Annotated in this window: 12 protein-coding genes and 6 tRNA genes; 16 read left to right on the plus strand and 2 right to left on the minus strand. The window is 53.9% G+C overall.

Going from position 1 to position 14,233, the window contains the following annotated elements; translation table 11 throughout:
• The first annotated feature begins 121 nt into the window (after nt 1-121).
• From nagB to F7Q90_RS06485, 11 genes are all read left to right on the plus strand, one after another.
• Nucleotides 122-922: a glucosamine-6-phosphate deaminase gene (nagB, locus tag F7Q90_RS06435; protein ID WP_006118426.1), complete on the plus strand. Its 801-nt coding sequence runs from the start codon at nt 122-124 to the stop codon at nt 920-922.
• A 60-nt stretch (nt 923-982) separates the two neighbouring features.
• Nucleotides 983-2,131, plus strand: a complete 1,149-nt coding sequence (nagA, locus tag F7Q90_RS06440) for an N-acetylglucosamine-6-phosphate deacetylase (protein WP_006118425.1) — start codon at nt 983-985, stop codon at nt 2,129-2,131.
• Between the two features lie 7 nt (nt 2,132-2,138).
• Nucleotides 2,139-3,359, plus strand: a complete 1,221-nt coding sequence (gene nagC, locus F7Q90_RS06445) for a DNA-binding transcriptional regulator NagC (RefSeq protein ID WP_006118424.1) — start codon at nt 2,139-2,141, stop codon at nt 3,357-3,359.
• A 40-nt stretch (nt 3,360-3,399) separates the two neighbouring features.
• Nucleotides 3,400-4,152, plus strand: a complete 753-nt coding sequence (locus F7Q90_RS06450) for an HAD-IIA family hydrolase (protein ID WP_006118423.1) — start codon at nt 3,400-3,402, stop codon at nt 4,150-4,152.
• A 304-nt stretch (nt 4,153-4,456) separates the two neighbouring features.
• Nucleotides 4,457-6,124, plus strand: coding sequence for an asparagine synthase B (gene asnB / locus F7Q90_RS06455; RefSeq protein ID WP_006118422.1), 1,668 nt, complete (start codon nt 4,457-4,459; stop codon nt 6,122-6,124).
• Between the two features lie 217 nt (nt 6,125-6,341).
• Nucleotides 6,342-6,418 (plus strand) — tRNA-Met (locus F7Q90_RS06460).
• A gap of 10 nt (nt 6,419-6,428) precedes the next feature.
• Nucleotides 6,429-6,513: transfer RNA gene (locus tag F7Q90_RS06465), tRNA-Leu, on the plus strand.
• Between the two features lie 22 nt (nt 6,514-6,535).
• Nucleotides 6,536-6,610 (plus strand) — tRNA-Gln (locus tag F7Q90_RS06470).
• A 34-nt stretch (nt 6,611-6,644) separates the two neighbouring features.
• Nucleotides 6,645-6,719 (plus strand) — tRNA-Gln (locus tag F7Q90_RS06475).
• A gap of 22 nt (nt 6,720-6,741) precedes the next feature.
• Nucleotides 6,742-6,818, plus strand: a tRNA-Met gene (locus F7Q90_RS06480).
• 6 nt (nt 6,819-6,824) lie between these two features.
• A tRNA-Gln gene (locus F7Q90_RS06485) sits at nt 6,825-6,899 on the plus strand.
• Between the two features lie 93 nt (nt 6,900-6,992).
• Here F7Q90_RS06485 and ubiF read toward each other — a convergent pair.
• On the minus strand, nt 6,993-8,165 hold the full coding sequence (ubiF, locus tag F7Q90_RS06490) for a 3-demethoxyubiquinol 3-hydroxylase (RefSeq protein ID WP_006118486.1): 1,173 nt from the start codon (nt 8,163-8,165) through the stop codon (nt 6,993-6,995).
• Nucleotides 8,166-8,333: 168 nt separating this feature from the next.
• On the opposite strand from ubiF, the gene miaB reads away from it, so the two are divergent.
• The 5 genes from miaB to lnt all read left to right on the plus strand — a co-directional run bounded on the left by miaB (nt 8,334) and on the right by lnt (nt 13,988).
• On the plus strand, nt 8,334-9,758 hold the full coding sequence (miaB, locus tag F7Q90_RS06495) for a tRNA (N6-isopentenyl adenosine(37)-C2)-methylthiotransferase MiaB (RefSeq protein ID WP_006118485.1): 1,425 nt from the start codon (nt 8,334-8,336) through the stop codon (nt 9,756-9,758).
• Nucleotides 9,759-9,965: 207 nt separating this feature from the next.
• A complete protein-coding gene (locus tag F7Q90_RS06500) occupies nt 9,966-11,027 on the plus strand; it encodes a PhoH family protein (RefSeq protein ID WP_006118484.1) in 1,062 nt (353 codons plus the stop codon).
• Nucleotides 11,024-11,497 (plus strand): rRNA maturation RNase YbeY, encoded by a 474-nt coding sequence (gene ybeY / locus F7Q90_RS06505; protein WP_006118483.1) that lies wholly within the window; start codon nt 11,024-11,026, stop codon nt 11,495-11,497. Before F7Q90_RS06500 ends, ybeY begins: the two co-directional genes overlap by 4 nt.
• An 81-nt stretch (nt 11,498-11,578) precedes the next feature.
• Nucleotides 11,579-12,460: a CNNM family magnesium/cobalt transport protein CorC gene (corC, locus tag F7Q90_RS06510; protein ID WP_006118482.1), complete on the plus strand. Its 882-nt coding sequence runs from the start codon at nt 11,579-11,581 to the stop codon at nt 12,458-12,460.
• A 4-nt stretch (nt 12,461-12,464) separates the two neighbouring features.
• Entirely contained in the window at nt 12,465-13,988 is a 1,524-nt protein-coding gene (gene lnt, locus F7Q90_RS06515; protein ID WP_006118481.1) for an apolipoprotein N-acyltransferase, read from the plus strand.
• Between the two features lie 148 nt (nt 13,989-14,136).
• On the opposite strand, the gene F7Q90_RS06520 is transcribed toward lnt, so the two are convergent.
• Nucleotides 14,137-14,233: transposase domain-containing protein (locus tag F7Q90_RS06520; protein ID WP_151160719.1), on the minus strand; the 97-nt coding region annotated here is incomplete at its 5' end.

Genomic DNA, 14,233 nt, shown 5'->3' on the forward strand with positions numbered 1-14,233 from the left:
AACGCCCACTTATTTTATGATGCGAAATATCGAGACGCGCGTTTCCTTCCCGTTCGCCTGTCCTCACCGGCAACATGGCTTTGCTGCGCGTCGAATCCTTCACTCACATTTGAGGTGCAACATGAGACTGATTCCTTTATCTACTCCCACTCAGGTCGGCAAATGGGCAGCGCGCCATATAGTGAACCGTATTAATGCGTTTAATCCCAGCGCTGACAAGCCCTTTATTCTGGGACTGCCTACGGGCGGTACGCCTCTGGAAGCGTACAAGCACCTGATCGATATGCACAAAGCGGGCCAGGTTAGCTTCAGACATGTCATTACCTTCAACATGGATGAATATGTCGGGCTGCCGAAAGAGCATCCGGAAAGCTACCACAGCTTTATGCATCGTAATTTCTTTGACCACGTTGATATTCAACCCGAAAACATCAATTTGCTGAATGGTAATGCGCCCGATATTGACGCAGAATGTCGCCGTTATGAAGATAAAATTCGGTCTCTGGGCAAAATCCACCTGTTCATGGGCGGCGTCGGTAATGATGGCCATATCGCCTTTAACGAACCCGCGTCGTCATTATCTTCACGCACTCGTATCAAAACGCTGACTCACGACACACGTGTGGCAAATTCACGCTTTTTTAACGGTGATGTTGATCAGGTGCCGAAATATGCCCTGACCGTTGGCGTGGGCACACTGCTGGACGCTGAAGAAGTGATGATTCTGGTTACTGGTCACGTTAAAGCACAGGCGTTGCAGGCTGCCGTGGAAGGAAACGTGAACCACATGTGGACAATTAGTTGCCTGCAACTCCATCCTAAATCCGTGGTGGTCTGCGACGAGCCCGCGACCATGGAGTTGAAAGTTAAAACGGTGAAGTACTTCCGTGAAATGGAAGCGGAAAATATGCAGGGCGTTTAATACCGTTATTACGTCACCTGCTGTCAGATGCACGAGCGGCAGGTAAGCCGGGAGAAGAAGATGTACGCATTAGTCAATGGCCGAATCTACAGCGGCTACGAAATTCTGGATCACCATGCCGTGGTGATCGCTGACGGACGCATTGAACGGGTTTGCCCTGTTACTGCCTTGCCGTCAGGCATTGAACAGCAGGACGTAAGCGGCGCCATTATCGCGCCCGGCTTTATCGACCTGCAGCTTAACGGCTGTGGCGGCGTCCAGTTTAATGACGATATAGACGCCATCAGCGTGGAAACGCTGGAAACCATGCATCGCGCCAATGTGAAATCGGGCTGTACCAGCTTTCTGCCTACGCTGATTACCAGCAGTGACGCACTGATGGTGCGCGCGGTGGAAACAATGCGCGCCTTTTTGCAGAAGTATCCTCACGTTATGCTGGGCTTACATCTGGAAGGCCCCTGGCTGAGTGTGGCGAAAAAGGGCACACATAACCCTGCCCTGATCCGTGAGCCCGATGCGCAGATGGTGCAATTCCTTTGCGACAACGCAGACGTGATCAGCAAAGTTACGCTGGCACCCGAAGTGGTGGGCAGCGCGGTGATTCGCCAACTGAGCGAAGCGGGTATCGTGGTCTCAGCCGGACATTCCAGTGCCACTTATGAAGAGGCAAAAGCGGGGTTTGCGGCGGGCATTACGTTCGCCACGCACCTCTATAATGCGATGCCTGCCTTTGCCGGACGTGAGCCCGGCCTCATCGGTGCGCTGTTTGATGCGCCTGATGTATACTGCGGCATTATTGCAGATGGTTTACATGTCCATTACGCTAACGTCCGCAATGCTAAACGCATCAAAGGTGACAAACTGGTGTTGGTCACCGACGCGACAGCACCGGCGGGCGCTGCTATCGATAAGTTTATTTTTGCTGGTAAAACAATCTATTATTGTAACGGGTTGTGCGTGGATGAGCAGGGCACGCTAAGCGGTTCAGCACTGACAATGATTGAAGCCGTACAAAACTGCGTTGAGCATGCGGGCATTGCGTTGGATGAAGCCCTGCGCATGGCATCACTTTATCCCGCACAGGCAATGGGCGTTGAAAAACAGTCAGGTACGATTCAGGCAGGGAAACTCGCCAACCTGACGGTTTTTACACGCGACTTTAAAATTATTAAGACGTTAGTCAATGGAGATAACGTCCTGAGCGAGTAAGCACTGAATGACCACTGGCGGCCAGACTCAAATTGGAAATGTCGATCTTGTCAAACAACTGAATAGCGCGGCCGTCTACCGGTTAATCGACCAGCAAGGGCCGATTTCACGTATTCAGATTGCGGATTTAAGCCAACTTGCTCCCGCCAGTGTCACCAAAATTACACGTCAGCTTATTGAGCGCGGTTTGATTAAAGAAGTGGACCAGCAGGCGTCCACTGGCGGTCGCCGCGCCATTTCTATCGTGACGGAAACCCTCCACTTTCACACCATCGGTGTGCGCCTTGGCCGCAATGATGCCACGCTAACCCTGTTCGATTTAAGCGGTAAATCCCTGGCTCAGCAGGATTATCCCCTGCCCCAGCGCACGCAGGAAGCACTCGAACAGGCGTTGTTCGATGCCATTGCGCATTTTATCCAGCAGAGTGAAGCGAAAATTCGCGAGCTAATCGCGATTTCCGTGATTTTGCCCGGCCTCGTTGATCCGCTTAATGGCGTAATCCGCTACATGCCGCATATTCATGTGAATCAGTGGCCGCTGGTTGCTAATCTAAAGCACCGGTTTAACGTCACCAGTTTTGTGGGCCATGATATTCGCAGCCTGGCGCTGGCTGAGCACTATTTTGGCGCAACGCGCGATTGTGCCGACTCGATATTAGTGCGCCTGCATCGGGGAACCGGCGCAGGCATTATCGCCAACGGGCAGATTTTTTTGGGCAGTAATGGCAATGTCGGTGAAATCGGTCATATTCAGGTCGATCCCCTGGGGGAACGCTGCCACTGTGGCAACTTTGGCTGTCTTGAAACCATTGCGGCAAACAGCGCCATTGAACATCGTGTAAGCGAGCTACTGAATAAAGGCTACCCGAGCATCCTGACTCAGGCGGCGTGCCAGATGCAGCATATCTGCCAGGCCGCCAATCAGGGCGATGCGTTAGCCTGCGAAGTTGTCGAGCATGTGGGGCGTTATCTGGGTAAGGCGATTGCGATTGCGATCAACCTGTTTAACCCGCAAAAAATCGTGCTGGCAGGCGAGATCACCGAAGCAGAACGTGTCTTGCTACCCGCGATTGAAAGTTGCATTAATACGCAGGCACTGGCGGCCTTTCGTAAAAATCTGCCTGTGGTGCGTTCACAACTCGATCATCGCTCGGCGATCGGCGCCTTTGCGCTGGCGAAACGAGCGATGTTAAACGGCATCCTGCTGCAACATCTTTTGGAAGACTAAGCGCAGCCGGTTTTCTGACAGCGCGCATCGGAACACATTTATGACGATTAAAAATGTAATTTGTGACATTGATGGCGTGCTGATGCACGACAATACCGCGGTGCCCGGTGCAAAAGAGTTTTTGCAGCGCATTCTGGCTAAAGATATGCCATTAGTGGTGCTGACCAACTACCCTTCCCAGACGGCGCGGGACTTAGCCAATCGCTTCTCCTCCGCGGGCATCGACATACCGGATTCGGTGTTTTACACCTCAGCCATGGCGACCGCTGACTTTCTGCGTCGTCAGGAAGGCAAAAAAGCCTATGTCATTGGTGAGGGTGCGCTGGTGCACGAACTCTACAAAGCGGGCTTTACCATCACTGACGTTAAGCCGGACTTTGTCATCGTGGGCGAAACCCGGTCGTTTAACTGGGACATGATGCATAAGGCGGCTTTCTTTGTGGCAAACGGGGCGCGTTTCATTGCCACCAACCCCGACACGCACGCCAGGGGATTCGTGCCCGCCTGCGGTGCCTTGTGTGCCGGTATTGAAAAGATCTCCGGTCGCAGGCCGTTTTATGTCGGCAAACCCAGCCCGTATATCATGCGTGCCGCGCTGAATAAAATGCAGGCGCACTCAGAGGACACGGTGATCGTGGGTGACAACCTTCGCACCGATATTCTGGCCGGTTTTCAGGCCGGACTGGAAACCATTCTTGTCCTGTCTGGGGTGTCAACCCTGAGCGATATTGACGCGATGCCTTTCCGTCCTGACTGGATTTTCCCTTCCGTGGCCGATATCGATCTCTTCTAAACGTTCAGCTTATGATGCACTGCCGCCTCAGGCAGTGTATCCCCCTTCGTTGCCCCTCTCTGCTGGCTTGAGATCGTTCAAAAAACACCCCAAAATCACTTTTCATTGCCGATTCATCAATAAAAAGACACCTTCATTAGATAAAATTCAACATCCAGGGTTATTCAACAACCTTTTTATCAGTGAAACACGATTCCTCTTGCATTGTGTACCTGAAATAACGCATTTTCTTATACATCACGCAGCGAACGGCTGCCGGACAAACGTAAAATTACATCGCCGCAGGTGAGTTCAGGAGTCAGATATGTGTTCTATTTTTGGTGTGCTGGATCTGAAAAGCGATCCCGTTGAGTTACGTAAAAAAGCATTGGAAAGCTCACGCTTAATGCGTCACCGTGGGCCGGACTGGTCAGGTGTGTATGCTGACGACCACGCGATCCTTGCTCACGAACGTCTCTCAATTGTCGACGTCAACAACGGTGCACAGCCACTGTATAACGCCGATCACACTCACGTTCTGGCCGTCAACGGTGAAATCTACAACCATCAAGCCCTGCGCGCAGAGTTAAGCGATCGTTATAGTTTCCAGACCGGTTCGGACTGCGAAGTCATTCTGGCGCTGTATCAGGAAAAAGGCGTCGATTTCCTGGACGAGTTGCAGGGCATGTTTGCCTTTATCCTGTACGACACCGTGAAGCAAACGTATCTGATTGGTCGCGACCATATCGGTATCATTCCGCTGTATATGGGCAACGATGAGCACGGCAACCTGTTTGTGGCGTCTGAAATGAAGGCGCTGGTGCCGGTTTGCCGCACCATTAAAGAATTCCCACCGGGAAGCTACCTTTCCAGTACTGACGGTGAAATTCGTCGTTACTGGCAGCGTGACTGGATGGAATACAAAAACGTTGAAAACAACGTGACAGACGCGGCTGGCCTGAAACATGCGCTGGAAGAGTCGGTAAAAAGTCATCTGATGTCAGACGTTCCTTATGGCGTGCTGCTGTCTGGCGGTCTGGATTCTTCTATTATTTCAGCCGTGACCAAGCGTTTTGCCGCTAAGCGCGTTGAAGATCAGGACAAAAGCGATGCCTGGTGGCCACAGCTGCACTCTTTTGCCGTCGGTCTGGAAGGCTCACCGGATCTGAAAGCAGCCAAACTGGTTGCCGAGCACCTGGGTACGGTTCACCATGAAATCCACTTCACGGTGCAGGAAGGTCTGGATGCTATTCGTGACGTGATCTACCACATTGAGACCTACGATGTGACCACCATTCGTGCCTCCACGCCGATGTACCTGATGTCGCGTAAGATCAAAGCGATGGGCATTAAAATGGTGCTGTCAGGCGAAGGCGCAGATGAAGTCTTCGGTGGCTACCTCTATTTCCATAAAGCGCCTGATGCCAAAGAATTCCATGAAGAGAACGTGCGTAAGCTGCTGGCTCTGCACATGTTTGACTGTGCTCGCGCCAACAAAGCGATGTCCGCCTGGGGCGTAGAAGCGCGCGTGCCGTTCCTGGATAAGAAATTCCTGGATGTCGCCATGCGTATCAACCCACAGGACAAGATGTGCGGCAGCAACGGTAAAATGGAAAAACACATTCTGCGCGAATGTTTCTCTTCCTATCTGCCGGAAAGCGTTGCCTGGCGTCAGAAAGAGCAGTTCTCTGACGGCGTAGGTTACAGCTGGATTGACACGCTGAAAGAAGTAGCGGCTAAGCAGATTAGCGATCAGCAACTGGCGACGGCGCATTTCCGCTTCCCGTATAACACGCCGGGTTCGAAAGAAGCGTATCTCTATCGCGAAATTTTCGAAGAACTGTTCCCACTGCCAAGTGCTGCCGAGTGCGTGCCAGGTGGGCCGTCTGTTGCCTGTTCGTCGGCAAAAGCGATTGAGTGGGATGAAGCCTTCAAAAACATGGACGATCCTTCAGGACGTGCCGTGGGCGTGCACCAGTCCGCTTACAAATAAGTGCTATACTGAGTGAACAGATGGGCCAGTAATGGCCCATTTTTTGTGGAGTTGCCGTTGTATTCACTGAAAAATTGCCGAATAAAGCACCACCCTGGTTATAAGCCAGACAAACAGGCGTTTGAAGGCAAAAAACGGCAAAAAACTTGTTGACGCTGTGTAGTCAACTCCGCATAATGCGCCCCGCAACGCCGATGAAGGTTGCGCGAAAAAAGATGGCTACGTAGCTCAGCTGGTTAGAGCACAGCACTCATAATGCTGGGGTCACAGGTTCGATTCCCGTCGTAGCCACCATCTTTTTTTTGCGGGAGTGGCGAAATTGGTAGACGCACCAGATTTAGGTTCTGGCGCCGCAAGGTGTGCGAGTTCAAGTCTCGCCTCCCGCACCATTTCACGAGTCGGCAGCATGGATGGGGTATCGCCAAGCGGTAAGGCACCGGTTTTTGATACCGGCATTCCCTGGTTCGAATCCAGGTACCCCAGCCAATTTCGATGTATCTCGCGGCTGCGAGTGGACGAATGGGATATCGCCAAGCGGTAAGGCACCGGTTTTTGATACCGGCATTCCCTGGTTCGAATCCAGGTATCCCAGCCATCATCGAAAGGTAATACAATTTGGCTACGTAGCTCAGCTGGTTAGAGCACAGCACTCATAATGCTGGGGTCACAGGTTCGATTCCCGTCGTAGCCACCATTTTCTTGGGGTGTCGCCAAGCGGTAAGGCACTGGTTTCTGATACCAGCATTCCGGGGTTCGAATCCCTGCACCCCAGCCAAATTAAGCAAAAAAGCCCGCAATAGCGGGCTTTTTTGTTTCTGGCTTCCGGCTCATGACCACGCGTCAGATCCATGCGACGCGTGGCTGAGGCTTACAAGCCTAACGCATAGCGCAAGACCTGACGTTTCAGCACGCCGGAATGCTCAGCGGCGATCAATCCCAGATTGCGTACCAGCTTTAACGGGCCGACGCGGTTGCTAAACGTAAAATAGAACAGATCCATCCCGCTCTGCATCAGCAGATTATCGTGGCGGCGCTGGCGCTGATAACGTAACAGCACCCGTTCCGACGACCAGGTTTCAGCATTGTCACGCGCAGCAATTAATACATCCATCAACGCATCAATGTCACGATATCCCAGATTCACGCCCTGCCCTGCCAGAGGATTAATGGTGTGCGCCGCATCGCCGACCAGCGCCAGCCCCGGCAGAACATAACGCGCGGCATGTCGACGCACCAGGGGAAAGCCACCGGCTGCATGCACATGAAAACGGCCCAGTCGGGCCGGAAAGTGATGGGCGATCTCTTTCTCCAGCTGTGCAACGGGCATGGCCTGTAACTGTCGGATACGGGCGGCGGCGTCATACCATACCAGCGAGGCATGATGACCGAACAGCGGCAGGAAAGCGCGTGGACCGTCGGGCGTAAAGTGCTGCCAGGTCGCATCGCCAGCCGGATGCTCGCAGGTGACGCTGATCAGTAAGCAGGACTGTGCGTAACTCCAGCCGTGAATCCCAATACCCGCCATCTGTCGCACCTGTGAACTTGCGCCATCTGCCCCCACCACTAATTTTGCGGTTACGGTCGTGCCATTGCTTAATGACAGCGTCCAGCCCGCATTACAGGGCTGAAGATCCTCCATCGTCGCCGGGCACAGCAAGGTGATCCCTCGCTGCGTCATCTCTTCCCACAGCGCACGTTGCAGCACCGTGTTCTCCACCATATAACCCAGTTCAGGCAAACCCAGCGACTCCGCATCGAAACTGACCTGCGCCGTCTGCCACTCCCAGGTTTCCAGTTTGCGGTAAGGCGCACAGCGCATCGCCTCCACCCGCTGCCAGACGTTCAGTTGTTTCAGGAGCGCCACCGACGAGGAGCCGACAGCGGAAATGCGCACGTCCGGCAGGCTGTCGGGATCGAAAGGTGGCGGGGTTGCCCGCTCAATCACCGCCACCCGGAAGCGGTGCTGCGCTAAACCACAGGCCAGCGCCGCTCCGACCATGCCGCCGCCGACAATCACCACATCAAACTGGTTATCCTGCATCACTTGTATCCCTCTCTTAGGCCGCCACTTTTCAGCGCGGTGGTATTCCTGCAAAGTGTACCGGAAAAATGAGGCACGATCAGAAAAGCCCTCAGGCTGGTCACATCCGCAGCAAAGCATTACAATACGCGCCCAGCACTTCACTGCACTGATTTAATGGCTAGCTCGATGACAAAAAAACTGCATATCAAAACCTGGGGATGTCAGATGAATGAGTACGATTCATCTAAGATGTCTGACCTGCTGAACAGCACGCACGGCTATACCCTGACAGAGGAAGCCGAAGAGGCGGATATTCTGCTGCTCAACACCTGCTCAATCCGCGAGAAAGCGCAGGAGAAGGTTTTCCACCAGTTGGGGCGCTGGAAAAAACTCAAAGAGCGCAACCCGGATTTGATCATCGGTGTTGGCGGCTGCGTCGCGTCGCAGGAAGGGGATCATATTCGCCAGCGTGCGCCTTGCGTGGACATTGTCTTTGGTCCGCAAACCCTGCATCGCCTGCCTGAAATGATTAATACCGTGCGCGGCAGCAAAAGTCCGGTTGTGGACATCAGCTTCCCGGAAATTGAAAAATTCGACCGCCTGCCTGAACCGCGGGCCGAAGGCCCCACCGCGTTTGTCTCCATCATGGAAGGCTGCAACAAATATTGTACGTTCTGCGTGGTGCCTTATACGCGCGGTGAAGAAGTCAGCCGTCCGTCAGACGATATTCTGCTGGAGATCGCGCAGCTGGCTGCGCAGGGCGTACGCGAAGTGAACCTGTTAGGGCAGAACGTGAACGCCTATCGCGGCGAAACCTTTGACGGCGACGTGTGCACCTTTGCTGAACTGCTGCGTCTGGTGGCGGCGATTGACGGCATTGACCGTATTCGCTTCACCACCAACCATCCGATTGAGTTCACCGATGACATCATTGATGTCTATCGCGATACGCCAGAGCTGGTGAGCTTTCTCCACCTGCCTGTGCAGAGCGGCGCCGACCGGATTCTGACGCTGATGAAGCGTGCGCACACTGCGCTGGAGTACAAGGCTATCATTCGCAAACTGCGCGCTGCACGCCCTGACATTGAGATCAGTTCTGACTTTATCGTGGGTTTCCCGGGTGAAACACAGCAGGACTTTGAGCAAACGATGAAGCTGATTGGTGATATCAACTTTGATATGAGCTACAGCTTTATCTACTCAGCGCGGCCGGGCACACCTGCGGCAGACTTGCCTGACGACGTCAGAGACGAAGAGAAAAAACAGCGTCTGTATATTCTGCAGGATCGCATCAACCAGCAGGCCATGGCGATCAGCCGCCGTATGCTGGGCAGCGTGCAGCGGATTCTGGTAGAAGGCATTTCACGTAAAAATGTGATGGAGCTGACCGGCCGGACCGAAAACAACCGAGTGGTGAATTTCGAAGGTCCGGTAGAGATGATCGGTAAGTTTGTCGACGTTGAAATTGTCGATGTGTATACCAACTCCTTGCGCGGCAAGCTGGTGCGGACTGAAGAGGAAATGGGCTTACGTGTAGTTGAAAGCCCGGCCTCCGTTATCGCCCGTACCCGCAAAGAAAATGATATCGGCGTTGGCGTCTTCCAGCCCTGATCTTCCGTTATGTGCGGCAGCTCACCGTCGGCTGCCGCACATTCTGCTGTTTTGCACTTGGTTTCTGCCGGTGCCGCCCAAATATCACCTCGTAAGCTTGCGCCCCGGCGTGACCGCATAAATAATTTCGTTATGATGCATCCGCTTAACACATCTGATGCACCCGCAATCCCTTTCAACTGGCCCTGAGTGACCCAAAGGATTCGTTTGAATATTGAAACCCGTGAAATCGCCCTTGAACCGGCTGATAACCGCCGTCTGATGAGCCTGTGCGGTCCATTTGATGACAATGTAAAACAGCTGGAGCGTCGTCTTGGCATTGAGATAAAACGCCGGGACAATCAGTTTAAACTGGTTGGTCGGGTGCTGTGCGTGAATGCCGCGGTAGAGATCCTGAAAACACTTTATGTCGATACCGCGCCCGTGCGCGGCGAAATTCCGGATATCGAACCCGAGCAGATTCATCTGGCGATCAAAGAAAGCCGGGTGCTGGAACAAACGGCAGAAAGCGTGCCCGACTACGGTAAAGCGGTCAATATCAAGACCAAGCGTGGCGTCATCAAGCCGCGCACCCCAAATCAGGCAAAGTATATTGCCAATATCCTCGACCACGACATCACCTTTGGCGTGGGCCCGGCGGGTACCGGTAAAACCTACCTGGCCGTCGCTGCCGCGGTCGATGCGCTCGAACGCCAGGAGATTCGTCGCATCCTGCTCACGCGCCCCGCCGTCGAGGCCGGTGAAAAACTGGGCTTCCTGCCGGGCGATTTGAGCCAGAAAGTGGACCCCTACCTGCGTCCGCTTTACGACGCCCTGTTTGAGATGCTGGGCTTTGAAAAAGTCGAGAAGCTGATGGAACGCAACGTTATCGAAGTCGCGCCGCTGGCCTATATGCGCGGCCGTACGCTGAATGACGCGTTTATCATTCTTGATGAAAGCCAGAACACCACTATCGAGCAGATGAAGATGTTTCTGACCCGTATCGGCTTTAACTCGAAAGCGGTCATCACCGGCGACGTCACGCAGATCGACCTGCCGCGCCACACAAAATCGGGTTTACGTCACGCGATTGAGGTCCTGTCTGAAGTGGAAGAAATCAGCTTTAACTTCTTTCACAGTGAAGACGTTGTGCGTCATCCGGTCGTGGCACGCATCGTGACCGCTTATGAAGCCTGGGAAGAAGCCGATCAGAAACGTCGCGATCAGCAGGCCGAAGAGCGTAAGCGTGAAGCCCTTGCTGCCCAACATAGCGTTCAGGAGAAACCATGAGCGACGTGATTCTCGACCTGCAACTGGCCTGTGAACAAACAGAAAATCTCCCCACGGAAAGCCAGTTTCAGCGCTGGCTGGAAGCTGCGGTGACGCCGTTTCAGCCGGAAAGCGAAGTGACTATTCGTCTGGTGGATGAACAGGAAAGCCATGAGCTTAACCTGACCTATCGTGGTAAAGATAAACCCACCAATGTGTTGTCATTTCCTTTTGAAGCGCCACCCGGTATTGAATTGCCCCTGCTGGGCGATTTGATCATCTGCCGTCAGGTCGTGGAACAGGAAGCGCAGGAACAAGGGAAAAGCGTCGAAGCCCACTGGGCGCACATGGTGGTTCACGGTACGCTGCATCTGTTGGGTTATGATCACATTGAAGACAGCGAAGCCGAAGAGATGGAAGGTCTGGAGACCGAGATAATGCTTGCTCTTGGTTATCCTGATCCGTACATTTCGGAGAAAGAAAACACCTGAGTTGTGGACTCAGGTCATCCTGCTGCCGGTAACCCGACCGGCAGCATCACTTACTTACCAGAGAGATCTTTAAAAACCGCCATGAGCGACGACCATTCTCAAAACAGCGATGCACCCAGTAGTAAAAAGGGATTTTTTTCCCTACTGCTCAACCAACTGTTTCACGGTGAACCCAAAAACCGTGACGAGCTCCTGAGCCTTATCCGTGATTCCAATCAAAAGGACCTGATTGATCAGGATACCCGCGACATGCTGGAAGGCGTGCTGGATATTGCAGAACAGCGCGTACGCGACATCATGATTCCGCGCTCTCAGATGATCACCCTGAAACGCAACCAGAACCTCGAAGAGTGCCTGGATGTAATCATTGACTCCGCGCACTCCCGCTTTCCGGTGATCAGCGAAGACAAGGACCATGTTGAAGGCATCCTGATGGCGAAAGATCTGCTGCCGTTTATGAGCAGCGAATCAGAAGCCTTCAGCGTCGAAAAAGTGCTGCGTCCTGCGGTGGTTGTGCCTGAGAGCAAGCGCGTTGACCGTATGCTGAAAGAGTTTCGTTCCCAGCGCTATCATATGGCGATTGTGATCGATGAGTTTGGTGGCGTGTCCGGACTGGTCACGATTGAAGATATTCTCGAACTGATTGTTGGCGAAATTGAAGACGAATATGACGATGAGGAAGATCGGGATATCCGCCAGCTCAACCGCCAGACCTACACGGTGCGTGCGTTAACCCCCATTGAGGATTTCAATGAGATGTTCGGCACCCAGTTCAGCGATGACGAAGTGGATACCATTGGTGGACTGGTAATGCAGGGCTTTGGTCATCTGCCGGCGCGCGGTGAAAGCATCGACATTGATGGTTACCAGTTCAAAGTTGCCATGGCCGACAGCCGCCGTATCATTCAGGTCCACGTAAAAATCCCGGAAAATTCGGCGCTACCTCAACTGGATGACGAATAACGCTATGGCATTAGCCTCCTTTTACCAGCAGCAGCGGGGCCGTCTGCTGCTGGCTTTACTGAGCGGCGCCTGTGGCACGCTCGCCTTTTCCCCTTACGATTTCTGGCCTGCCGCCCTGCTTTCGCTGTTCGGCCTGCAACTTCTGACGTTGAACCGCACCAGCCCTCAGGCCAGCGCCATTGGTTTCAGTTGGGGATTTGGCCTGTTTGGCAGCGGTATTAACTGGGTTTATGTCAGCATTGCCACTTTTGGCGGCATGCCTGGCCCGGTGAACGTTTTTCTGGTGGTCCTGCTGGCGGCTTACCTCGCGATTTATCCGGCGCTGTTTGCCGGCATCCTGAACCGGATTTGGCCACGTCCCACACAGTGGCGACTGGCGCTGGCCGCTCCCGCGTTATGGCAGGTGACGGAGTTTTTGCGCGGCTGGATTTTAACCGGCTTTCCGTGGTTGCAGTTTGGCTACAGTCAGATTGATGGCCCGCTAAAGGGGATTGCGCCGCTGGCTGGCGTGGAAAGTATTACCTTCCTGCTGATGGTCATTGCGGGTTTGCTGGTTTATGCGCAGCAGCGACGTCAGGTGAAAAGCCTGGTGGGCGCGCTCGCGTTACTGGCGATATGCTGGCCATTGCGTTATCTGCACTGGTATCAGCCTTTACCCCAGCAGGCGGTCGATGTCGCGCTGGTGCAGGGCGATATTCCCCAGTCGATGAAGTGGGACCCGCAGCAGTTGCTGAACACGCTGCGCATTTATAATGATTTAAGCCAGCCGCTGATGGGGAAAGCCCCCATTATTATCTGGCCGGAGTCGGCAATTACCGATCTGGAAAGTAACCAGCAACCGTTCCTGCGTTCGCTGGATGCCGAACTCCGCGCGCGCGGTAGCGCACTGGTGACCGGTATCGTGGATTCGCGCCTGGAGCAGAATCGTTATCATGATTACAACACGGTTATCGTGCTGGGCGGGCCGAAGCCCTACAACTACTTCAGCACTAACCGCTATCAGAAAAACCATCTGGTGCCGTTTGGTGAGTTTGTTCCCATGGCGGATTTGCTGCGCCCGCTAGCCCCCTTCTTCGATTTGCCGATGTCTGCCTTCAGCCGCGGTGCCTATTTGCAGCCTCAGCTCAATGTGGCGAATTATCACCTTACGACGGCGATTTGCTACGAGATCGTGTTGGGTGAGCAGGTGCGGGCGAACTTCCGTCCGGACACCGACTTTCTGCTGACCGTATCTAATGATGCCTGGTTTGGTCACTCGATTGGTCCCTGGCAACACTTCCAGATGGCGCGTATGCGCGCACTTGAGCTGGGCAGACCGCTGCTGCGCGGCACCAATAATGGCGTAACCGCCGTGGTGAATGCCAATGGCGATGTGGAAAAGGTTCTGCCGCAATTCACGCGCGGCGTACTCGTGGATAAGGTAACGCCTACCCGCGGCGAAACGCCATACTCGAAAGCCGGGATCTGGCCGGTATGGATAGCGACAGTGCTGGCCGGGTTACTGACCTTCATCCGACGTCAGCGCTGACACGCTGTGGTGAAGCGCTGCTTCGCCACAGCCTTTCGCGGTGTCTTAATCCGCACGCTGTTTCACTTCCCCCTTTTACTGCTTCTGCTTCTGCTTCTGCTTCTGCTTCTGCTTCTGCGTAAGCGTCGCATTCAGACCGTATTGACGTTCAGGCAGAGGGAAGCTCGACCTTCCATGGCAGCAGATCGCGGACCCGGTTCACCGGCCAGTCCTGTATATGACCGATGACGTAACGCAACCACGTC

Source organism: Pantoea stewartii subsp. stewartii, from assembly GCF_008801695.1.
Classification (GTDB): domain Bacteria; phylum Pseudomonadota; class Gammaproteobacteria; order Enterobacterales; family Enterobacteriaceae; genus Pantoea; species Pantoea stewartii.